Here is a 22,390-nt window from a genome sequence, read left to right as displayed (position 1 = left end):
ATCGATCTCAAGTAGAGAACAAGCCTCAGTTCGCAACTACGAGCCTGAAATCTTCTGTTTTTCTAAATTATTTCCTGTTGGATATATCAGCAAAGCACAATGTCAGTCACGGGGATTAATGACTAAAAAGTATGATCGAGCGATTTTTTGAGCTGCATGAAATTCAAGCGAACGCGCTTCCAACGGATGTACAGACGTCCAGACGTATATTATAGTCCTTCCCCTACGTTTCTAAGGGACCTGTGTCATGAAAAAAATTGTGCTTTCCACCCTGCTCGCTGCCGCCGTTTCCCTGCTCAGCGCATGCGATAACCAAAAAGATAATGCCATCAAAGTTGCGATTAATACCGGACCTGATGAGGCGATCTGGCAGACCGTGAAGCAGGTTGCGCATGATAAGTATCATCTGGATGTCGATGTCGTTGCATTTAACGATTACGTGCAGCCAAACGAGGCGCTGCGCAATAAGGATGTTGATGTCAACGCCTTCCAGAGCCTGCCTTACCTGGAAATGCAGTCAAAAGAGCGCGGCTATAAATTTGCTGTCGTCACCAACACCTTCGTGTTCCCGATTGCAGGATACTCGCGCAAGATTAAAACTCTGGCCGAGTTGCCTGAAGGCGCCACTGTCACTATTTCTAACGAAGCGACCACGCTGGGCCGCAGTCTGCTATTGCTACAAGCACAAGGTCTGATCAAAGTGAAGCCGGAAGCGGGTCTGCTGCCGACGACACTGGATATCACAGACAATCCTAAGAAGCTGAAAATCGTTGAAGTCGATACCCCGCAGTTGGCACGTACGCTAGACGATCCGCAGGTTTATATTTCGATCATCAATAACAATTTTGCTGCGCTGGTGAATCTTTCTGCCTCGCGTGACGGCATGTTTATGGAAGGCAAAGCCTCGCCATACGTGAATGCCATCGTGGCGCGTGAAGACAATAAAGACAGCGCCAACGTGCAGAAATTGAAAGAGGCCTTCCAGTCACAGCAAGTGCTGGATAAAGCTAACGAGATTTATAAAGGCGATATTATTAAAGGCTGGTAATAGCCTATTATAGGGGCGTCCTACAGGACACCCCTATAAAGGCTCGGCTTGAAAGGTTTAGCAACAGATAGCTCAACTGACAATCATCATGTCATATCAGCATTTCGCGTTGAGGTTATTTAAAATCCACTTCCATTAATTCCGCAATGGTTGCATCTTTCGTCGAAGTGACGCAGCGATGCAGATAATCAGTGAATTTTGACGATGGCGGCATGCCCAACTCCAGCAATTTATCATTGCTGAAAACCACATTGAGCTTTGAAAAGTGGCCATAGAGATTCATCGCTCTCAGCACAATACGCTCGTTGCAGGGGCCAAACAGAGACGAGAAGCTTTTCTTACTTTCAGCTAACTCACGGTAGTTGACCTTTTGATACGTCTCTGCGACCGGAATTTGACCTGAGGCCTTTGCCATCGCTTTATCAATTTCGGCGAAGGTCACACTGCTATTGAGGCCAGCAGAAATATGAATAATACTTTTATCGACGTTCTCGGCGGTCAGCAATAATTCCAATGCATCTGCGCAGTAATCCACTGGCACCACATCAATGCGGTCCTCGAGTTCACACATGAACTTACCCAGCGTGAGGGCCATGCGGAACACCCAGAAAATACTCGGCGATGGGGTGCAGCCGTGATCGGAATGGCCAACCACGATAGAAGGCCGAGCAATGACCAGTGGCAGATTCGGCAGCGATTCGGTCATCATTTTTTCCACCGTGGCTTTACTCCAGGTGTATTCCACAATGTGCTGATCGCGCAGCGTATTCAATTCGCTTTCGGTCACCAGGGTATTGGCTTCTGGGGCGCAGGACATGGCGGTTCCTACGTGAATGAATCGCTTCAAACCACTCACCTGGCTCATACGGCTGGCAAACTGGAACGTCCCTTCTACGTTCACTTTCCAAATATAAGGGTTGGTACCAAATGAGGCGACGGCGGCGCAGTTCATCACATGTGTCACCGCATCCAGTCGCGGATCGTCCGTGAATCGTTCCGGCTCAGCCAAATCCCCGATTAAAATATTTTCTGTAGTTAACGTATTCAGCAAACTGGCATCCACACCGAACTTGGACAAATTACCTTGAAGCCGGGTCAATCCTTCGGACGGTGAATCACCGCGCACCAACAGGAGCAAACGGTTATTTTCTCTTTTCTTTAATAAATTCACGGTAACCGCGCCGCCCAGGAAGCCAGTCGCGCCAGTAACAAGAATCGTATTCATAGTGTCGATCTACAGGTCAGTTTTGATCAAAAGGATTGCGTCGAATGTAGAACAGGCAAGATAAATGGCGGATAAATGCGTTTGGGTGGTGGTGGGAAAAATACGTTCCGGTTAGTCACCGTTTAACTGTGGTGAATTTATGATCGCCAGTCGTCAGTTTGCTTCTGGTTTATCGACTATTCTGAGATCAAAAAGTAAACCGAGATATAAAAATGTCGTAAAAATTTCACTGCCTGGCGTAAAAATGCAGTGCATAAAATCGCCACCTGCTATTCACCTGGCAGGGAAAAAGGTATGTTCGCCGTCATACACAGCCATCGCTGCTCCACGCTGAAAAGAAACAGGAAATCTATGAGTCAGACCGAGAAACAATCTCTGCCTGCTGGCATGCTGGCCGCCGCAGGGATCGTGTTTGGTGATATCGGTACCAGCCCTCTGTATACCTTGAAAGAGTGTCTTTCAATCTTGCCCGATGGATCTCTATCCACCGTCGCCGTCATGGGCTTCTTATCGCTGATTTTTTGGGCGCTCACGCTCATCGTGACATTGAAATACGTCTGTTTTGTCATGCGGGCCGACCACGACGGCGAAGGCGGCATTTTGACGCTGATGTCATTGGCTCGCCGCAATGTCAGCCCGAAAATCGGCCATATTATTGTGTTAGCGGGGCTCACCGGTGGGGCATTCTTTTACGGTGACGGGATTATTACACCAGCGATATCCGTGTTATCCGCGATTGAAGGGATGGAAGTTGTTTCACCGCACCTGGACAAGTTTGTCGTTCCCCTGGCGGTCGTGATTCTGACGCTGCTTTTTATGATCCAAAAACATGGCACGGAGAAAGTCAGTAAAGTGTTTGGCCCCGTCATGTTTATCTGGTTTGTTTCGATTGGCTTATTAGGGATTCGCGGGATCGCACTCAATCCCACTGTGCTCCACGCTCTTAGCCCTTCCTACGCACTGACGTTTTTATTGACGCATAAGGCGCTTTCCTTTGCCGCGCTCGGCATGGTGGTGCTGGCAGTGACCGGTGCCGAAGCACTGTATGCTGACATGGGGCACCTCGGTAAAGCGCCCATTCGTATGGCCTGGCTGGTGATAGCGATGCCCGCGTTGGTGCTCAACTATTTTGGACAGGGCGCGCTGGTTATCGCCGACGCCAAAGCCATCAATAACCCTTTCTTTAACCTTGCACCTGGCTGGGGGCAGATCCCGCTCATCGTACTCTCAACGCTCGCCACCGTTATCGCGGCACAGTCTGTGATTTCTGGTGTTTATACCCTGACGCATCAGGCGATTCGCCAGGGTTTTCTCCCCCCGATGCGTATTGTGTTTACCTCACATACCGAATCCGGGCAGATCTATATTCCGGTGGTTAACTGGCTGCTTTTTGTTGCAGTCACCGTGATCGTGCTGGCGTTCCGCCAATCCTCAGCCCTCTCCTCGGCGTACGGTATTGTAGTGACGGGCACCATGGTGATCACCGCTTGTCTGGCTGGCGTGGTGGCGCTGCGTAACTGGAAATGGCCGCTACCGCTGGCATTGGTATTTCTCATCTGTATGCTGACCATTGATATCCCCCTGTTCGCCGCCAACTTGATGAAGTTGTTATCCGGTGGATGGGTACCTGTGGTCATGGCGCTGACCATGATGGGATTAATGCTGATCTGGAGCACCGAGCGTAATCGGTTAATTAAAAAGTTGAATAACGACCCCGAAAGCCTTCAGGCTCTGGTGAAGTCGCTGGAAACTAATCCGCCGAGTCGCGTGCCGGGAACGGCGATTTTCCTCGCTCGTAAAGAGTTTGAGATCCCACAAGCCCTGCTGCATAACCTCAAACATAACCGCGTGCTGCACAAACGCGTGGTGTTGCTGAATATTCGTACCACCGATACTCCGCGCGTGCACAACCAACAACGCATTACCATTACGCAGTTGTCACCGTCATTCTGGCAAGTTACGGCGGCGTATGGGTGGCGTGAGGTTCCTTCAATGGCTGAAGTGTTGCATTTATGTGGGTTAGAAGGCTTTGGTTGTACCGTCAATGAAGCCTCGTTCTTTACCTCACACGACACACTGGTGATGAAAAAGCGCAAAGGGTTGGCGCGAGTTAAAGGTGGCATCTTCCACTTCTGCCAACGTAATGCGTTACGGGCACATGAACAATTCAACATTCCACCGAATCGAGTGATCGAGTTAGGTGGACAACGCGAGTTTTAACAAAATGGGGCGCATAGTGCGCCCCAACTGATTAAATAGTCCGCCCTAAATGTAAGCAGATGAAAAAATATTCCCTAAAGTTTATCAGAGTTGTGGCCGAACTTTTCTTAACAACTAATTAGCAATTAAAGCTAAAACGCATAACCTCAAAAGGTGTTTATTAAGCCTACCGGCGCCGATGACCTGCCGTGCGCAACTGCCGGGTTTAATAAATCAATCATCAACAATAAAACGTGTCGCTTCGAAATCGGCTCAGTTGTTATTTTGAGGAGTAAGACCATGAAAGAACTTATTAACGACGTGATTTCTATTTTCACACCGCAAAATGTTAAACCAGTATTAGTCCGTGCTGACCTCACTCATCGCGAACTCTCATCCATTCACCCAGTCGGCTTCACTTCAGTGAGCTGGGCCACGTCGATGGAAGAGTTGACTGACGCGATAGTGAAAAAGACGCTAGCCGCTGGCGCTGTTGGTTATCACATTACGGATGTTGAATCCCATGAACCGGGCCATGATGGCCAGCATGTGATGGCAGCGACTGCCACGCTGTACCACATTAACAGCAAAGTGGCGTACGGCTGATGTTAACCTACGCATCCAAGCCTAAATTAAGCCTGCCACTCCCGTGACAGGCTTTTTTCTGCAAAGTATTGCACCAGGAAATCAATAAAGACTTTTATGCGCGACGATTCTGACGTCCGTTGCGTATACACCGCCCAGATATTCGCTTCCTGATACCACTGCGGTAATACATGCACTAATTCCTCCCGCGCCAGATAAGGTTCGACATCCCATGCAGAGCGCAGAGCAATACCGTGCGACTTCAAGGCCCAATTAAGAATAACCTTGCCACTGTTCGATGAATAATGACTATTCAGACGACACAATATCTTTTGTTCCCCGTCAGTCAGCGGCCAATTGCCAAAGGTACTGTGCTTTTCATTAATGATAAGACAGCTGTGATGAATTAAATCATCCAATGAATTGAGTGGCACTGATTGGGATAAATAGTCAGGAGATGCGCAGAGGATTCGCCGATTGGCGGCCAGTTTGCGTGCAATATAGGCGTGATTGAGGTCGTCACCAACCTGAATATCCACGTCGGTCCCCGACTGCATTAAATCAATTTCCCGGTCGCTGAGGATCAGCTTGATATTCAATGACGGGTGCTGAGAGATAAAGGCGGAGATGGCGTCAGAGAGATAATCCTGCCCAAAACCCATCGAACAGCCTACTGTCATATCGCCGGTCAGTTCCCCACGCCACTGCCGGAAATTGCTGAGGAAGGCATCCATTTCCTGAAGCACCTGCTGTGCCCCCTCCAACGCCTTCTCACCTTCGGGTGTCAGGCGCATCACCCGGTTGGTTCTGAAAAACAGTCGGGTATCCAGCTGCTTCTCCAAAATAGCAATGCGTTTACTGATATAGGAAGGAGACTGGCCAAGTTCCACTGCGGCGCGCCCAAAACCGTCGTGGCGCGCCACACTGATGAAAACATAGAGATCTTCGATAGCAGGCCAGCCCTGCAAGGGTTTCTGGACGTTTTTTCCGGCAAGCTCTTGCTTCATGGCATCACACTGTTAACGGGCATCGGAGGGTTATAGCACAGAATCGAGGAAGCCTTGTAGCTGCGCCAGAAACACCTCTGGGATCTCTTCCTGCGGGGAGTGCCCACAAGGCAGTGCGGCACCCTGCACGTCAACGGCTTTATCCTGCCAGGTCGAAACGACATCGTATAATTGACCCACTGTGCCCTTCTCGCCCCAAAGCAACTGCAATGGGCAAGCAATACGTTTCTCGCTGTCTTGCGCATCATGTTCTAAATCGATGGTCGCAGCAGCGCGATAGTCTTCACACACCGCATGAATCATCTCAGGTTGCTGATAACAGCGCAGATAATCGTTAAACACCGCTTCTGATGTGGCACCCGGTGTTTTCAACTGACCGTCGATATGTTTTCTCAGGAAAAATGCCGGATTGTGGCCGATCATGGTCTCCGGCAGCGGATAAGGTTGGATCAAAAAGAACCACCAGAAATAGCGTGTGGCAAAGGCTTTATCCGTTTTCGCATACATTGTCGCAGTGGGTGCAATATCGACAAAAGTACAACACGTGACCTTTTCAGGATGGTCGAGCGCCAGTCGGTGCCCGACCCGAGCGCCACGATCGTGCCCCACGAAAGCCACATGATCCAGTCCCAACGCATCGATCAGCAGGCTGATGTCATCCGCCATGCTGCGTTTCGCGTAGGTAAGATGCTGCTCATCGCTGGCCGGCTTGTCACTGTCGCCGTATCCGCGCAAATCCGGCAGTATGACCTGGTATTTTTTCGCCAACTGCGGTGCAACTTTACGCCATGCCAGATGGTTCTGTGGATGTCCATGCAACATCAGTAACGGTGAGCCTTCGCCGCCTGTGGCGACACGCAGTGTCACACCATTGGCGAGTTTTACATCCTTTAAAGCAAAACCGTCGATAAACGATGATGCGCCTCGATCCGTCATTTCACTCATCTTGTTGTCCTTTTACCCGCTGCAGCCACGGACGTTGGGCAAAATGCTGTTTTTCGAACTGCGCAATGTCAGGTTCGTACTGCAATGTCCAGTCAACTGCACTGCCTCCACCCAACAACATCTCGCGTTTTAACGCGCTGACCTCAAAGTGCAGTGTTTGATTATTGAAGCAGAGGGTCTGATGTTCCAGCGATATCGTGATTTCATTATGTGCGGCATCGAGAGTCGCTTCGCTCAGTTGTTGATACGCTTCTTCGCTCAGTGTCAGTGTCAGCACACCATTACGTTGGCAGTTGTCGTCGAAAATACCCGCAAAGCTCGTGCCAATAAGGGCACGAATCCCCAGTTGATTCAGTCCCCACACGGCGTGTTCACGGCTGGAGCCACAGCCAAAGTTGGCGCCTACCAGTAGAAATGCAGCCTGCTCCCAACCGGGTTGATTCAGGATGAAATCAGGATTTGGTGAGCCGTCAGCCAGGAAGCGCAGGTCGAAGAATACCCCCCGATCAAGCCCCTGGCGATCAATGCCCTTGAGGAATTGCTTGGGCATGATGACATCTGTGTCGATATTGGCGGCGGGTAAAGGTGCGATTTTGCCGGTGATACTGTGAAATGCTTCCATTTTAACCCTCTACTGTCATCAAACTGCGAACATCGACCAGATGACCGGCTAATGCAGCCGCGGCCACCATCGCTGGGCTCATCAAATGCGTGCGAGCACCCGCCCCTTGTCGGCCGGGAAAGTTGCGATTGGTGCCAGAGGCACAGCGGTCGCCGGGTGCCAGGACATCTTCATTCATTGCAAGGCACATTGAGCACCCTGACTGCCGCCACTCAAATCCGGCATCGATGAAGATGCGGGCTAACCCTTCAGCTTCCGCTTGCTGACGGACTTGAGTCGAACCCGGCACAATGATTCCGCGCACGTGGCGGGCAATTTTACGTTCACCAATCACCGCAGCGGCAGCACGGAGGTCTTCAATTCGGCCATTGGTGCAGGAGCCAATAAATGCATGGGTAATGGCGATACTTTCCAGCGGCGTGCCGGGCTCCAGATCCATATATTTCAGCGCAGTTTTCAGCGCCTGCTGTTTGATTAAATCTTTTTCCAGTGCGGGATCCGGTACTCGCCCGCTGATTGCACTGGTTTGGTCCGGGCTAATGCCCCAAGTGACTTTCGGTTCGAGATTGCTGCAATCCAGGGTCAACGCGCGGTCAAATTTCGCCTCTTCATCGCTTCGCAGCGTAAGCCACTCACTTTTTGCTTGCTGCCACAGATCGCCAGTTGGCATTTGTGGTTTGCCCTCAATATAGGCAAACACCTTTTCATCCGGCGCGATAATCGCTCCGCGTGCACCTGCTTCAACGGCCATATTGCACAGGGTCATGCGACCTTCCATGCTCAGTGCATCAATGGTTGCTCCGCAGAATTCGATGGCATACCCGGTCGCACCGGAGGCACCAATACGTTCAATCAGCGCCAGAATGATGTCCTTGGCGGAACAACCATAAGGCAGCTCGCCTTCGACCTTCACTTGCATGGTTTTTAATCGGCGATAAATCAGGGTTTGTGTCGCCAGCAAGTGTTCAATTTCGGACGTCCCGATACCGAAACCCAGTGCGCCAAATGCACCGTAGGTGGTGGTGTGGCTGTCACCGGCAGCAATCACCATGCCGGGCATCACCAATCCTTGTTCATGTGCGACCACATGTTCAATTCCCTGGCGTGGGTCCATCACATCAAGCAGTTCGATACCAAAATGGGCGGCGTTCTGACGGAAATAGTCGACTTGCAACTGGCCACCGGCATCGGTCATGGCTTCATCACGTTCCGGTCTGGTCGGATTCACATGATCCACGTTGAGCAAGATGGTGGCAGGATGGCGTACAGGGCGTTGATGTTCACGCAGGCCACTGAAAGCCTGCGGGCTGGTGTATTCATTCAGGATAGACCGATCAATATAGAGCAACACATGCCCTTCATCGTCTAACTTACGTACGACATGCTGATCGATCAGTTTTTCATACAGTGTTTTGTTAGCCATGCGATTGCCCACATAAAGTATTAACAAGTCATTAGAGACATTAGGGTAATACAGATGGGGGCGAGTTAATGAACACGATACGTGATGTAATGATTTATGGAATGTAACTTACGGGCGACTAACCAGCCGCTCCTGAGTTAATGAGAAGAAATCAGACGTTCAAAGCGATAAGGCGCGGGATCGATAAGCGGTGGATGCCCAATCACCAAATCGGCCGCTAACTGCCCTGCAGCCGGTGATGTCCCAAAACCGTGGCCTGAAAAACCAGTGGCCAGCGTCAATCCTGGCATTGACGCCACAGGACCAATTACCGGGTTCGAATCTGGCGTCACATCAATGACGCCCGCCCATGACTCAGCCATGACGACTTGCTCAAACACCGGCCAGGCGGCAATGAGATTTCGCATCGCTTCCCCGTTCAATGCCGGATTAGCTAGCGGATCCAGTGTACGGACTTTCTCAAAAGGTGTGCGTCGATCGTTGCGCCAGCGACGTGCCATCGCCAGATCCTTGAGGAAATATTTGCCCAGTGAAATTCGCAAGTTCTCGCGGGCATGGCGTAATTGAGGCATATAGCGCGTCCCAATTAATAAATGGTCAAGCGTCAAGGGAGCATCCAGCGCACCGCGTTGCGTGATGATGAAACCGCCATCCTGATGCTGACGGAATGAAAAATCTGGCGCCCCCACCGCGATGTTGGCGGGTCCTTGCAGCGGTTTGGTACGCATGACCGAGCAAATCAGTGGCAAGGTTGGCAAATTAATGCCGAGATTGCCGAGGAAGCGACGTGACCAGGCACCGGCAGCGAGTAACACCTGATCACAACGAATCTCACCGCGCTCCGTTACCACGCCACTGACCTTGCCATTGCTGGTGGCTAAACCACGCACAGCACAGTGCTCAATGATAATCGCGCCCTTTGCCATGGCTGCTTTAGCAATGGCGCTGGCTGCGAGCGTGGGTTCTGCACGTCCATCAGAGGCGGTAAAAATACCTCCCGCCCATTTTTCCGCGCCACCGGGCACGCGCATCGCAATCTCGCGATTGCTGAGCAGTCGGGTGTCCAGTCCAGCGGCGTTCACGCCCTTTAGCCAGTTTTCATGCATTGCCATCTGCTTTTCATTGCGAGCAATAAACATGATGCCTGCCTGACGGTAGCCCACATCGCTTCCCACACGCGTGGCCATCTGCGCCCATAAACGGTCAGCGGCCTGGGCCAGAGGGATATCCTCCAGCGCACGGCTGGTTTTACGGATCCAGCCCAGATTGCGTGATGACTGCTCACCCGCGATACGCCCTTTTTCCAGCACCACCACCGGAATGTTGCGCTCCGCGAGCGTCAGCGCGGCCGTTAACCCTACAATGCCACCGCCAATGATCACCACAGTGCTGGTATCCGGCATTATTGGTGAGGTGACCACGGGCGTAATAACAGGTGCCATAGCGTATCTCCCGCCCTTACAGGGCCACGGTAATTTCTTGCACCTCGGCTTTACCTGCGCCGCGGTATGCTGTGACTTCCAGTTCGACTTTGTAGACGGTCGAACCCAGCGGAGGACAGGTCACGGTTGACGCCGGGTTAATACCGCGGAACTTTTCGCCAATGATCGCCATCACGGTGGGAACATCATCCGGGTTCTGAATAAAGACGCGCGAACACACCACATCCTGTAATGAGGCATCAATTGCCGCTAAGGCCGCTTCGATATTGGCAAATACCTGCAATGTTTGCTCGCGCAGGTCTTCAGGAATTTGTTTGGTCTGCGGGTTACGACCGGTGGTATTGGAAACATAAATCCAGTTATCCACGGCCACGATGCGCGAATAGCTCGCTTGCTCTTCAAATTTCGAACCGGTTGTGACTTTAATAATGTTGGTCATGACGTTTTCTCCGTTAATCAGTGGATTAGCTTAAAACCGGTGATTCCCACAGGTTGAGTTTGACGCCAATGCCTTTTTCCAGTGCATTGCGATACAGCACCGTGCCCCAGGCCACATCTTCTACCGGCATGCCACCAACAGACATGATGATGATCTCGCTATCGTTTTGGCGGCCAGGCGCCTCGCCGGCGACAATTTTGCCAATATCCTCCAGTTGCTCCGCCTGCAGTTGCCCTTCAGCGACCATATCCATAAAGCGCACACCGATAATCGGCACGCAGCGATGCGCAGGCTTGGGAACTTCATCAAACCAGGCATGATAGAGTCCGGTGTTATCCAGCACTTTGCGCACATCCGGCTGCTCCATGCCTTCATCGATATTGCACAGCGCAGGCATGGCGAGGAACGCGCCAGCTTTCACCCATTCACGTTTCACCAGCGGATAAGTGGCGGGATCACCGACTTCACCTGAGCTGCAATAGGTGACAATGTCACTGCCGCGAACTACCGCTTCCAGCGAATCGACAACCTCTACCTGCTTAATTTGTGGATAGGTCTCCTGCACCCAGGTGATGAAGTTATCGAGGCTGCGCTGGCCGCGCCCTTTCACTTTGATGGTGTCGATGTGTGGGCAAACAGCAATAAATGCCGCTACCGCGGTTTTTCCCATCACGCCCGGTCCGAGCAAACCGATGACTCGGGAATCCTTACGTGCCAGGTGACGTGCACCGACGCCTGGCACCGCGCCTGTACGGTATGCCGACAGCAAATTGGCTGACATATGCGCCAGCGGCGCGCCGGTATCGGCATCATTGAGGGTAAACATCAGAATTGAGCGCGGCAGACCTTTCTCGCGGTTGGCGATGTTAGATCCATACCACTTCACGCCAGCCGTGCCGAAATTGCCGCCAAGATAAGCGGGCATCGCCATCATGCGGCGGTCGGCTGTGGGTTTCGGCATCGCCGGAAAGGGTGAGTTTTCCGGGAATGTCACCATCGCGCCGTGTGAGTCATTGTTGGAACCGGCCATACGATAATCACCGTGATATAACAGTCCAAACATCTCTTCCATGGTATCGACACAGGCGGCCATATCGGTCACACCGGCACGAATCATGTCTTGCTCCGACAGGTATATAAAATCAATCCGGGTTGAATCACTCATAAGTCGCCTCTTCAATCAGTCTTTTGGTCTATTTCCCTCCGTGGCGAGCATTGCCATCATTAGCGATTTCACGGGCTAAACCGTCTTAGGTGTCGATGGTCTTCGCTGCGTGAAATAGAAATAGCGCGTCAGTTGTCGAGCTGTATTGAATATTTGCGACATGGCGGCATTCTTGCGTGGCACAGCCCTTGCATCACTCAGAGGGTATTTAGCCCGCAGCGGAGCTCGCCATGACACAATTGCCTTTCTATCGCCACAGTGGATTTCAACCCGAGCAGCCGTGGTTTGTGCTGAACGCCGCGCAGCATTATTCGCTGATTGCTTCAGACAATCCGGCTATTTCCCATTTCTACAGTTTTGAAGTGGCGCAGAATGCCTGCATGACGTTGGCGATACCGGATGGTTGCGTGGATATCGTGTTTGATTGCGATGCACAGCGTCCTGCTGCTCGTGTCTGTGGCACCACGCTGGAAGCGCGCGGTGCAGATATGCAACATAATCATCACTATTTTGGTGTGCGTTTTGCGTCGGGCATCATCCCTGACTTCCTGGATGTGATGGCAGAAGAGATTCCCGATCGCGAGTTCAATTTCCTTGATGTGGTACCGGATGCACGGCTGGCCTTTGAGCAGATCGTCCAGACACGCGATTTTTCGCGGCAGATTGCTTTGTTCAACGCCTTTTTCACACCACGCTTGGTGCGCAAAGCATCTGCCGTAACATCATTGATTATCCAGACGATGCGTCAGCAGAAAGGCAATATTCGCATTGACCAACTGGAAGCACTGACCGGTTACACCTGCCGCACTATTCAGCGTCAGTTTCGCCAGGATACGGGGATGTCTCCCAAGGCTTTCAGTCGCATTTTGCGTTGCCAGTCGGCGCTGGGCAGCATTCACTTGCAGCAGGAAGTGTCCTTTAGCGATCTGGCCTTTGATCTTGGATTCAGCGATCAGTCGCACTTCCTGCGCGAATTTAAAAAGTTTGTCAGCACTACGCCCTGTGATTATCAGCGGCGTATTTCGCATGATGCTTATTTCCATCGTTTGCGTTTCCACTGAGCACTAAAAGGGTGCAGCGTTGCACTGTGAGGCTGTCCGATTTTTTCTATCCGCCACAAGCTCAGCTGAGAAATGATGCCGCTATGTTACCTGCCTCAGGCGGCACAGACTGCCTGAGAACTTTATCTTAGTGGTTGAGGGCTTTGGCGATGAATACGGATTCCGGCTTACGCAAAAATACGTTGGGTTTGTTTTCTTTGGTCTTTTTTGTCGTCGCGGCAGCCTCGCCGCTGACAGGTGTGGTGGGCGGCTTGCCGGTGGCGATTATTTCCGGCAACGGCGGTGGCATTCCGGTGTTTTATATTCTCTCGTGTATTATTTTGATGTTATTTGCCGTGGGCTTTATTGCCATGAGCCGTCATGTGAATAATGCGGGGGCCTTTTATACCTATATCTCTAAAGGGATGGGCGAAAGCACGGGCGCTTCCGCATCAGTATTAGCGTTGATGGCTTATATCTCCATCCAGATTGCCATCGTGGCGATGCTGGGATTCTTTACGCAACTGTTTATTGAAGAACACTTTTCAGCCCATATTCCCTGGTGGGCATTGAGCATGCTATTTGTGCTGGTGTGTTGGGTATTGAGCATTAAACGTGTCGAAGTGGGTGGAAAGTTACTTGGACTATTAATGCTGGCGGAAGTGGCCATTGTGTTGCTCACCGACGTAATGCTGCTGATCAAAAAAGTGGGGCCATATAATTTCCAATCTTTTGAACCCTCAGTATTTATGCAGGGCAACCTGGGTATCGCGTTTATTTTCACCATCGCGGCCTTTATCGGTTTTGAATCCACCGCCATTTATGCGGAAGAGTGCCGTGACCCACATAAAACCGTGCCGCGTGCCACGGTATGTGCCTTGTTACTGATCACGGCATTTTTCTGTTTTACCAGTTGGTCACTGGTGCAGGCATACGGTTTTGATCAAATTGTCGCAATTGCCAGCAAAGAACCGGGTAATTTCGTGTTTAACATTACACGGCAATATGTTGGAGAGTGGGCCGTAGAAACCATGTCGGTACTGCTTATCACCAGCTTATTTGCGGCAGCGCTAGCGTTTCATAACAATATTTCACGTTATTTGTTCAGTATTAGCCGCGATGGTTTGATCTGGAAAGAGTTATGTAAAACCCATCCCACCAACGGCACGCCGCACAACGCCAGCCACGTTCACAGTGTGATCATGCTGATGCTACTGGCAGGTATGGGCAGCGCGGGTCTGGACCCGATGGTGCACATCTTTGCCATTGGTTCTGCCGTCGCCACACTGTGTATTCTCATTTTACAACTCGGCGTCTCCGCTGCCGTGGTGCTGTTCTTTCGTCGGATAGACCATGATGAAAATCAATTCACTGTGTTCTGGGCACCGTTGCTATCAATGGTGTGCATGAGCGTGACGATTATTTTGGTCGTCAACAATCTGCAATCCTTAAGCGGTAGTGATTCCAGCGTGGTGAAGATGATTCCGTGGTTCATTGCTGGCTGCGCAGTGCTGGGATACGGGATGTCGCTAAAACGCGGGGTTAAAGTTCGCGCGCAGTAGTTGGCGTGGTGCGCAGAAATGCGCACCTACTTAGGAAATCATTATTTAACCCACTGTCATCGTGTTTTATTTGACCTAAGTCGCGATGCTCGTTATAAAGAATAACCGCGCAGTAGCAACGGATATATCCCCCTACCTTTCGCATTGATTGCTTAAATTCCCACCTCAATGGTTTTATGTAAGTTAAGTAATTAACACCAATACTTTATTAACTAAAAACAAGTTAATCTTTTCGTAACAATCTTTTAATTTGCAAACCGAAAATTTAACGTTCACCTGCAAAGTACAAAGATCAGGATCAGAATGACTCACTCTAAAAAAATCGTGTCTGCCCTTTCACTGGCAGCGCTGCTTGTTTCTTCAGTGGTCCACGCTGAAAACGCACCAGAAAAAACCGATGTTCTGTTGATTGGCGGCGGCGTCATGAGCGCCTCACTGGGAACCTGGCTACAGGAACTGCAACCAGGCTGGAAGCAGCTGATGGTTGAGCGTCTGGATGGCGTAGCGCTGGAATCCTCTAACGGCTGGAACAACGCAGGCACGGGCCACTCGGCTAACATGGAGCTGAACTACACGCCAGAGCGTGCAGACGGTTCAATTGACGTGAGCAAGGCGCTGGAAATCAACGAAGCCTTCATGATTTCCCGCCAGTTCTGGACCTCTCAGGTTCAGCGTGGTGTGATGCATGATCCGCGTTCATTTATCAACTCTACGCCGCATATGAGCTTTGTTTGGGGCGATCAAAACGTTGAGTATCTGACCAAACGTTACGATGCACTGCAAAAAACCACCCTGTTCCAGGGCATGAAGTTCTCAACCGATCACAAGCAGATTGAGCAGTGGGCTCCGCTGGTGATGGAAGGTCGCGATCCTAATCAGAAAGTGGCGGCTACCTGGACGCCAGTGGGTACTGACGTTAACTACGGTGAAATCACCCGCCAGTTGATTGGCAGCCTGAAGAAAGATCAGAATTTCAAATTAGAAACCTCTTCAGAAGTCACCGATTTCAAACGCAACAGCGATAACTCATGGCACGTCACCATCAAAGATGTGAAGAGCGGCGAGAACCGTTCGGTTGACGCGAAATACGTGTTTATCGGTGCAGGCGGCGCAGCCATCAAACTGCTACAGAAAACCGGTATTCCTGAGGCGGATAACTATGGCGGCTTCCCGGTAGGGGGTTCGTTCCTGATGACCGAGAATCCAGAAGTGACCAGCCGTCACCTGGAAAAAGTGTACGGCCAGGCTTCAGTCGGTGCGCCACCGATGTCTGTTCCACATATCGATGCCCGTAATCTGGACGGTAAACGCGTGGTGCTGTTCGGACCGTTCGCGACCTTCTCTACCAAGTATCTGAAAAACGGCTCATTGTTCGATCTGTTAAGTGCCACGACCACCAGCAATATCATGCCGATGACTCACGTTGGTATTGATAACTTTGACCTGGTGAAATACCTGATTGGTCAGGTGATGCTGAACGACGACGATCGTTTTGCCGCGCTGAAAGAGTACTATCCGAACGCACGCAAAGAAGACTGGAAACTGATTCAGGCGGGTCAACGCGTACAGATCATCAAGAAAGATGCGGATAAAGGCGGCGTGCTGAAGCTGGGTACCGAAATCGTGACCGATCAGCAGAAAACCGTTGCTGCCCTGTTGGGTGCATCACCAGGTGCTTCAACTGCTGCGCCAATCACCCTGGACGTGATGAAGAAGTTGTTCCCGGAGCAGTTCGCTTCTCCTGAATGGCAAGAAAAGATCCGCGGTATCATTCCAAGCTTCGGTCAGAAACTGAACGGCAATACCGCACTGACTCAGCAGGTCTGGGACAACACCGCAGCCACGTTGCAGTTGACCAAACCACCGGTCATCAACATGGGTGACCAGTCAGTTGCCCCTACGCAGGCTAAGCCGCGCGCAGAATCCGCTAAGCAGGATATGGCGCTGTAATTTTCCCTCGCACTAATGAAGAAAGCCGGACAATGTCCGGCTTTTTTATGCCTCGGAGAAGGTCAAATAGCAGAGCAGACACTCAACCTTCCGCGTGCTAAAATTGGTTATCATTGAATGAGGCAAAGACATGACTAAATCTGCATCATTAAGTGTTGCTCATCAGGTACGTGAACTGGCTAAAGTTCACCACGTAACGGCTGACCGTGACGGTATGAGTCGCATGGCTGTTGCCATTACTCGCCTCGCCGACGACATCGTAGAACTGGATGCCATCGAACAACTTCTGGTTAATCTCAAGAAAAAAGGCATTTTAACCAAGGCAGAAACGCTTGAGATGCAAGGCGACTATCTGCGTGAGAAAAGACAAATCAAACAGAATTTTTCTGTATGATTTTTGATCCTTTTGGTGATTTTGAAACAGCGGGTTATTTACAGAATGCCTTGCGTTTAAAAGATCCCGATGAGGTTAAAGCCTCTGAGCATTTCTCATTCGAACTCAGTCTGGAAGATGCGCTAATTTTTCTCTCAGCACAAAAACACTTAAATTATTTTTCCGTGCTTAAAGTTCACGAAATTCTGTTCGGCGATTTCTACCACTGGGCGGGAAAAGACCGAAACGAGTTAGTCCCTCACCTATCGATATTCAAAGGCGCGCGTGAAGACGAACACTTTACCGTGTTTGAATATCCACATCTTATTCAGCTTGCTGTGGAGTATGCGTTAAAGCTTGCCAGCGACAGGGATAAATTTCGTAAAAAGCCAGGAGAAGTGATGGGACAGTTGGCTTTTGCTCACCCTTTCCTGGATGGTAACGGTCGCACTATTTTGCTTATTTTCATGGAATTAAGCTTCCGTGCAGGTTTTTCTGTCGACTGGTCTAAAACAAATAAAGATGATTACCTTCGCACATTGAGCAGAGAGATTCGTGAACCTGGAAAAGGACATCTGGACCGTTATCTTCAACCGTTCATTATTGAGATTCATAGCAGAGACGAATGGCCATTAACCATCGGTAGTATTAAAGGTTTGGATGGGCTGGATAAAGGACAAATGAATTATAGCGACATTAACGATCCGCTAGTTACCAAACACTATAAAAGCTATCAATCACAACATTGAGATAATAAAACTTAATGGCTGTTATTCATCCCCCAAACCAGTGCCTGCCTTGCGTGGGCAATCCGCGGTTGACGCAGTGCGCTGGGGAGCCAGATAAGGTGATAGCGAATCTCCGTGTCTCCTACTGGCGCATCCAGCACCACTAAGTCTCCTTGCGCGATTTGCGTCTGACATAAAAATGCCGGCATCACTGACCAGCCAAATCCCCCGCAGAGTAAACTTCGCAAGCCACGTAAATCCTGCCCAACCACCGCAGGTAACAGCGTCTGGTATTTAATGCGGTTCTTATCCAGCCAGTGATCAATCAGTGACAGTTTTAAATCATAAGCCAGCAGCGGTTCTTTAATTAAATCCGAGGAAAAATCTGCGCTGTTATTTAAGCGAGCCGCCACGGCCGGTGCAGCCACTGCGACTACGCGGTCCTGAAAAATCACTTCACCCTTTAAACGTGGATCGGTCACCGGATGCGCCGTAATGCCGAGATCACAATGCCCCTCAATCACCATCTGTGCGACTAACGGGCCATCACCGCTGTGCATATGCACGCGAATACCGCTTTCAAGCAGAGGCAGCAATTCAGCCGATAATTTCTCCGCCATAAAATCTGCATGTCCAATGATCTGCAAGGTCCCACTCACATCCATCGATCGGGCTCGTGCCGATGACAGAGCGGACTCTGCGGTATCCAGTGAATTGCCAATATCAGCCGCCAAATCGTCGGCAGCAGCCGTTGGCATCACACCATGGGCCTGACGTTCAAACAGCGGCCGACCCACTGCGACTTCCAGACCACTAATGTGTTGCGAAACCGCTGGCTGCGTAAGATTCAATGCGCGCGCCGCGCCGGAAATCGACCGCTGTCGATACACTTCCATAAACGTTCGTAAGCGAACCAGTGACATAGTGACCCATAAAATATTTTATACCCCTACCAAAATAGCCTTGTTAGCCGTCAAACACCAGCGCGAGTAAGCTGCCTGCATCTTGAAAAGCACGGGAAAAATCATGTCACTTCAACAAGAATTACTGCATGTACTGCAAACCATGAAACAGGCTCACCTGCAAACAGCACCGGCAAACGCCGCACTTCGCCGCGACCGCTTAATGCGCAGCGTGGCGTTAATTCGCGACAATCATGCCGCACTCACTGCGGCTATCAGCGCCGATTTCGGTCATCGCAGTGCCTATCAAACCCAGGCGGCCGACCTGATGACTACCATCAACATGCTGCAGCACTCCGCTGAGCATCTGGCGCAGTGGATGCAGCCGGAGATCGCCGAAGTCCCGGTTGCGGGTATGCAGGCGCGCATCGAACCGCAACCCTTAGGCGTAGTCGGCATTATCAGCCCGTGGAATTTCCCCATTAACCTGGCATTTGGCCCACTGGCCGGTGTGTTTGCTGCAGGCAACACGGCGATGTTGAAACCCTCGGAGCTGACACCTCACACCTCCGCATTATTAGCGGAATTAGTACCGCGTTATTTCGCCGCTGATGAGCTCAGCGTGGTTCTGGGTGACGCCAGCGTGGGACAAGCCTTTAGCGCCCTGCCATTCGACCATCTGGTGTTCACCGGCAGCACCGCCGTCGGCAAGCATGTGATGCGTGCAGCGGCGGAAAATCTGGTGCCCGTCACGCTGGAGCTGGGTGGAAAATCGCCGGTGGTGATCGATGCGGATGCGGATGTGGCGATAGCCGCCGCCAGAACCCTGACCATTAAAACCTTTAACGCCGGACAAATTTGTATCTCACCGGATTACCTGTTGCTTCCGCATGGGGCTGAAGCAGCATTCATCACCGCGTCGCGGCAGTTCATGCAGCAGGCTTTCCCAGCGTTGCAGAACAACGAGGATTACACCGCGATTATCAGCGATCGTCATTACCAACGGCTGGTCGATCTGATCGAAGATGCGCGTAGCAAAGGGGCGCGCATTGTCAGCCTGGCCCCTGTCGGCGAGCCCGACTTTGATGCGCAAAGCCGCAAAATCGCGCCGCATTTGATCCTCGATGTCACCGAGGAGATGGCGGTCATGCAGGAAGAGATTTTTGGCCCGTTGCTGCCCATTAAAAGCTACAGCGGAGAGGTGAAGGAAGCGATTCGCTATATCAATGCACATCCGCGACCACTGGCCGCCTACTACTTTGGCCACAACGAACAGCGCCAACAGTTAATGGCGCAGCACACGACATCTGGCGCACTGGTGATAAATGATGTCATGACCCATGCTTCTCTCGACAGCCTGCCATTTGGCGGCGTGGGCGCTTCCGGGATTGGCGCGTATCACGGGATTCATGGATTCCGTCGCTTTAGCCATGCTAAGCCGATTGTGATCCAGGATGAGGCCGGCACCACGAATTTACGGCTGCGCGCCCCCTATCAGGACAACAGCGCAGCATTGACCGCATTACTGAATAACCAACATTAATCGAGGACAGAATATGAAAATTTTGATGGTTTTGACATCCCATGACGAACTGGGCAACACCGGCAAAAAGACCGGCTTCTGGCTGGAAGAGTTCGCCGCGCCCTACTTCGTGTTTAAAGATGCGGGCGCCGAAGTGGTGTTGGCTTCCCCGGCGGGCGGACAACCGCCGCTGGATCCAAAAAGTGATTTACCCGAATTCCAGACCGCAATGACCGCACGTTTCAAATCTGATGCCGCGGCACAACAGGCACTCGCCAATACCGTGAAGCTGGCAGGCATCGATCAGCAAGAATTTGATACCGTCTTTTATCCTGGCGGCCACGGCCCTCTGTGGGATCTCGCGGAGTCAGCAGACTCCATTCAGCTGATTGAATCCTTTGATCGTGCAGGTAAGCCGATAGGTTTTGTCTGCCATGCGCCTGGCGCGTTGCGTCATGTGAAAGCCGCCAGCGGTGCCCCGCTCATTCAGGGTAAGCAGGTCACCGGCTTTACGAATAGCGAAGAAGCAGCCGTTGAGTTGACCGATGTGGTGCCTTTCCTGATTGAGGATGAGTTCATCAAACTGGGTGCGCATTATCAAAAGGGCGCTGACTGGGCACCGTTTGTCGTAGAAGACGGTCATCTGATCACCGGGCAAAATCCGGCCAGCTCAGAAGATGTGGCGAAAGCGCTGCTGCTGCAACTGGCATCGCAGCAGCCTTAATCGCATTGAAGCACATCACTGCTCGGGCAGTGATGTGCTTTTGTCTTGTTAGCCATTCCATTAATGAAATTTTCTCATAGGTGTTAGTAGACTGACGCACCTAATCAATCCCGCTCGCCTTTGTTAAGCTAGGCTCCAACCCGTTTCCAATACTGTGTTCGAGCCCTGGCACTGCACAGCACCTTCCTTTCTCTCATAAAAAGACATTATGGATATCAAAACTGCAACGCATCCTCCGGATATGAAAACCGGTATCGCCTTTATAATTATTCTCAGTGCGCTGATGGCATTTACTTCGCTCTCTACCGATATCTATCTTCCGGCCATGCCTGCGATGTCAGCCGCGCTACACGGTGATTCGGAACTGACGGTCACTGGATTTCTGATTGGCTTTGCCATCGCGCAGTTAATCTGGGGCCCGATTAGCGATCAACTCGGACGCAAAACACCGCTATACATCGGCATGATTATCTTTGCTATCGGTTCAGCGGGATGCGCACTCTCTACCGATATGTCTCAAATCGTCTTCTGGCGCGTCATTCAGGCGGCTGGCGCCTGCACCGGCCCAATGCTGGCACGTGCAATGATTCGCGATCTGTTTACCCGTACACGTGCCGCGCAGATGCTATCAACGTTGATCATTGTCATGGCTATCGCCCCAATCGCGGGCCCCTTAATGGGTGGGCAAATCATTCGATACTCGCAATGGCCGGTGATTTTCTGGTTTCTGGCGGTGGTCGGCGCATTGATGTTCATTTCACTGCTCTGGCTTCCTGAAACACTGCCCGCGGAAAAACGGGTAAAGGCGTCACCTCGGCAAATAGTGCGTAATTATCGCACGCTGCTGCAGAATAAAACCTTTATGCGCTTTACCCTGTGTGTCACTTTTTATTACGTTGCCGCTTACGCCTTTATTGTCGGATCGCCTGCGGTGTATATCAGCTATTTCGGTATCGATCCGCAACATTATGGCTGGCTGTTCGCCATTAATATCCTGGGTCTGGTGACGGTCAGCACCCTCAATAAACGTTTAGTACAAAAGGTCAGACTGGAGACGCTGCTGAAATCCGCCTCTTTTATCGCCGCACTGATGACATTCGTGATGTGTTTTGTACTGGAAACGCATCCAGCAGCGTTGGCGGGATTGGTTATCTGTATTTTAATCTTCTTCTCGATGAACGGGATTATTGCAGCCTCAGCCACCGCGGCCGCGCTGGATGCCGTGCCGAATGCCACCGGTTCAGCATCGGCGCTGATAGGTTCTCTGCAATACGGCAGTGGCATTGTTTCCTCACTGCTGCTGGCAGGGCTTAACAATGGCACGCCCTGGATTATGGTGAGCATTATGACGGTATTCACCCTGCTCAGTTTTCTTAGCACGCTTGGCGGAGGAAAAGCCCAGCCTAAAATGGCAGAAATTTAACGCTGAAGTGAAATGTTAAATATGACATTAAACATTTGGTGCGGTGAGTCCAGCATGCAATTGCTT

Annotated in this window: 20 protein-coding genes; 11 read left to right on the top strand and 9 right to left on the bottom strand. The window is 51.2% G+C overall.

Annotated features, from left to right (window positions below):
* Positions 1 to 247: 247 nt before the first annotated feature.
* A complete protein-coding gene (locus tag VH86_RS08135; RefSeq protein WP_045832522.1) occupies positions 248 to 1,048 on the top strand; it encodes a MetQ/NlpA family ABC transporter substrate-binding protein in 801 nt (266 codons plus the stop codon).
* A gap of 115 nt (positions 1,049 to 1,163) precedes the next feature.
* On the opposite strand, the gene VH86_RS08130 is transcribed toward VH86_RS08135, so the two are convergent.
* A complete protein-coding gene (locus tag VH86_RS08130; RefSeq protein ID WP_045832521.1) occupies positions 1,164 to 2,273 on the bottom strand; it encodes an SDR family oxidoreductase in 1,110 nt (369 codons plus the stop codon).
* 351 nt (positions 2,274 to 2,624) lie between these two features.
* On the opposite strand from VH86_RS08130, the gene kup reads away from it, so the two are divergent.
* Both kup and VH86_RS08120 read left to right on the top strand, forming a co-directional pair.
* A complete protein-coding gene (kup, locus tag VH86_RS08125) occupies positions 2,625 to 4,493 on the top strand; it encodes a low affinity potassium transporter Kup (protein WP_045815558.1) in 1,869 nt (622 codons plus the stop codon).
* Positions 4,494 to 4,772: 279 nt separating this feature from the next.
* On the top strand, positions 4,773 to 5,078 hold the full coding sequence (locus VH86_RS08120) for a DUF1471 domain-containing protein (protein ID WP_045815559.1): 306 nt from the start codon (positions 4,773 to 4,775) through the stop codon (positions 5,076 to 5,078).
* A gap of 26 nt (positions 5,079 to 5,104) precedes the next feature.
* Here VH86_RS08120 and VH86_RS08115 read toward each other — a convergent pair whose 3' ends face one another.
* The 7 genes from VH86_RS08115 to VH86_RS08085 form a co-directional block, all read right to left on the bottom strand.
* Entirely contained in the window at positions 5,105 to 6,064 is a 960-nt protein-coding gene (locus VH86_RS08115) for a LysR family transcriptional regulator (RefSeq protein WP_045832520.1), read from the bottom strand.
* A gap of 30 nt (positions 6,065 to 6,094) precedes the next feature.
* The gene (locus tag VH86_RS08110) at positions 6,095 to 7,009 is read right to left on the bottom strand and encodes an alpha/beta fold hydrolase (RefSeq protein ID WP_045832519.1); all 915 of its coding nucleotides are present in this window, start codon (positions 7,007 to 7,009) and stop codon (positions 6,095 to 6,097) included.
* Positions 7,002 to 7,631: a 3-isopropylmalate dehydratase small subunit gene (gene leuD / locus VH86_RS08105; protein WP_045815562.1), complete on the bottom strand. Its 630-nt coding sequence runs from the start codon at positions 7,629 to 7,631 to the stop codon at positions 7,002 to 7,004. Before leuD ends, VH86_RS08110 begins: the two co-directional genes overlap by 8 nt.
* A 1-nt stretch (position 7,632) precedes the next feature.
* Positions 7,633 to 9,054 carry a 3-isopropylmalate dehydratase large subunit gene (gene leuC, locus VH86_RS08100; RefSeq protein WP_045832518.1) on the bottom strand — a complete coding sequence of 474 codons (1,422 nt, stop codon included), beginning with the start codon at positions 9,052 to 9,054 and terminating at the stop codon, positions 7,633 to 7,635.
* A gap of 137 nt (positions 9,055 to 9,191) precedes the next feature.
* The gene (locus tag VH86_RS08095) at positions 9,192 to 10,496 is read right to left on the bottom strand and encodes an FAD-binding oxidoreductase (RefSeq protein ID WP_045832517.1); all 1,305 of its coding nucleotides are present in this window, start codon (positions 10,494 to 10,496) and stop codon (positions 9,192 to 9,194) included.
* 16 nt (positions 10,497 to 10,512) lie between these two features.
* Positions 10,513 to 10,935 carry a RidA family protein gene (locus VH86_RS08090; RefSeq protein ID WP_045832516.1) on the bottom strand — a complete coding sequence of 141 codons (423 nt, stop codon included), beginning with the start codon at positions 10,933 to 10,935 and terminating at the stop codon, positions 10,513 to 10,515.
* 25 nt (positions 10,936 to 10,960) lie between these two features.
* Positions 10,961 to 12,100: a tyramine oxidase subunit B gene (locus tag VH86_RS08085; protein ID WP_045832515.1), complete on the bottom strand. Its 1,140-nt coding sequence runs from the start codon at positions 12,098 to 12,100 to the stop codon at positions 10,961 to 10,963.
* Positions 12,101 to 12,330: 230 nt separating this feature from the next.
* Between VH86_RS08085 and VH86_RS08080 the strand changes: the two genes are divergently transcribed.
* The 5 genes from VH86_RS08080 to VH86_RS08060 all read left to right on the top strand — a co-directional run bounded on the left by VH86_RS08080 (position 12,331) and on the right by VH86_RS08060 (position 17,774).
* Positions 12,331 to 13,161, top strand: coding sequence for a helix-turn-helix domain-containing protein (locus tag VH86_RS08080; protein WP_045832514.1), 831 nt, complete (start codon positions 12,331 to 12,333; stop codon positions 13,159 to 13,161).
* Positions 13,162 to 13,310: 149 nt separating this feature from the next.
* The gene (locus tag VH86_RS08075) at positions 13,311 to 14,702 is read left to right on the top strand and encodes an APC family permease (protein WP_045832513.1); all 1,392 of its coding nucleotides are present in this window, start codon (positions 13,311 to 13,313) and stop codon (positions 14,700 to 14,702) included.
* Between the two features lie 303 nt (positions 14,703 to 15,005).
* Entirely contained in the window at positions 15,006 to 16,652 is a 1,647-nt protein-coding gene (gene mqo / locus VH86_RS08070) for a malate dehydrogenase (quinone) (protein WP_045815569.1), read from the top strand.
* Positions 16,653 to 16,782: 130 nt separating this feature from the next.
* Entirely contained in the window at positions 16,783 to 17,046 is a 264-nt protein-coding gene (locus VH86_RS08065; protein ID WP_045832512.1) for a hypothetical protein, read from the top strand.
* Positions 17,043 to 17,774, top strand: a complete 732-nt coding sequence (locus VH86_RS08060) for a Fic family protein (RefSeq protein ID WP_045832511.1) — start codon at positions 17,043 to 17,045, stop codon at positions 17,772 to 17,774. The genes VH86_RS08065 and VH86_RS08060 overlap by 4 nt, the downstream gene beginning before the upstream one ends.
* Positions 17,775 to 17,785: 11 nt before the next feature.
* Here VH86_RS08060 and VH86_RS08055 read toward each other — a convergent pair whose 3' ends face one another.
* The gene (locus VH86_RS08055; protein WP_045832510.1) at positions 17,786 to 18,676 is read right to left on the bottom strand and encodes a LysR family transcriptional regulator; all 891 of its coding nucleotides are present in this window, start codon (positions 18,674 to 18,676) and stop codon (positions 17,786 to 17,788) included.
* A gap of 103 nt (positions 18,677 to 18,779) precedes the next feature.
* On the opposite strand from VH86_RS08055, the gene VH86_RS08050 reads away from it, so the two are divergent.
* The 3 genes from VH86_RS08050 to VH86_RS08040 all read left to right on the top strand — a co-directional run bounded on the left by VH86_RS08050 (position 18,780) and on the right by VH86_RS08040 (position 22,324).
* On the top strand, positions 18,780 to 20,198 hold the full coding sequence (locus tag VH86_RS08050) for a coniferyl aldehyde dehydrogenase (RefSeq protein WP_045832509.1): 1,419 nt from the start codon (positions 18,780 to 18,782) through the stop codon (positions 20,196 to 20,198).
* Positions 20,199 to 20,211: 13 nt separating this feature from the next.
* Positions 20,212 to 20,901: a type 1 glutamine amidotransferase domain-containing protein gene (locus tag VH86_RS08045; RefSeq protein WP_045832508.1), complete on the top strand. Its 690-nt coding sequence runs from the start codon at positions 20,212 to 20,214 to the stop codon at positions 20,899 to 20,901.
* A gap of 208 nt (positions 20,902 to 21,109) precedes the next feature.
* On the top strand, positions 21,110 to 22,324 hold the full coding sequence (locus tag VH86_RS08040) for a multidrug effflux MFS transporter (RefSeq protein ID WP_045832507.1): 1,215 nt from the start codon (positions 21,110 to 21,112) through the stop codon (positions 22,322 to 22,324).
* Positions 22,325 to 22,390 lie beyond the last annotated feature (66 nt).

Origin of the sequence: Pantoea sp. BL1 (assembly GCF_000963985.1) — a bacterium.
Taxonomy (GTDB): Bacteria; Pseudomonadota; Gammaproteobacteria; order Enterobacterales; family Enterobacteriaceae; genus Pantoea; species Pantoea rwandensis_B.
This window is presented reverse-complemented; position numbering and strand designations above follow the sequence as displayed.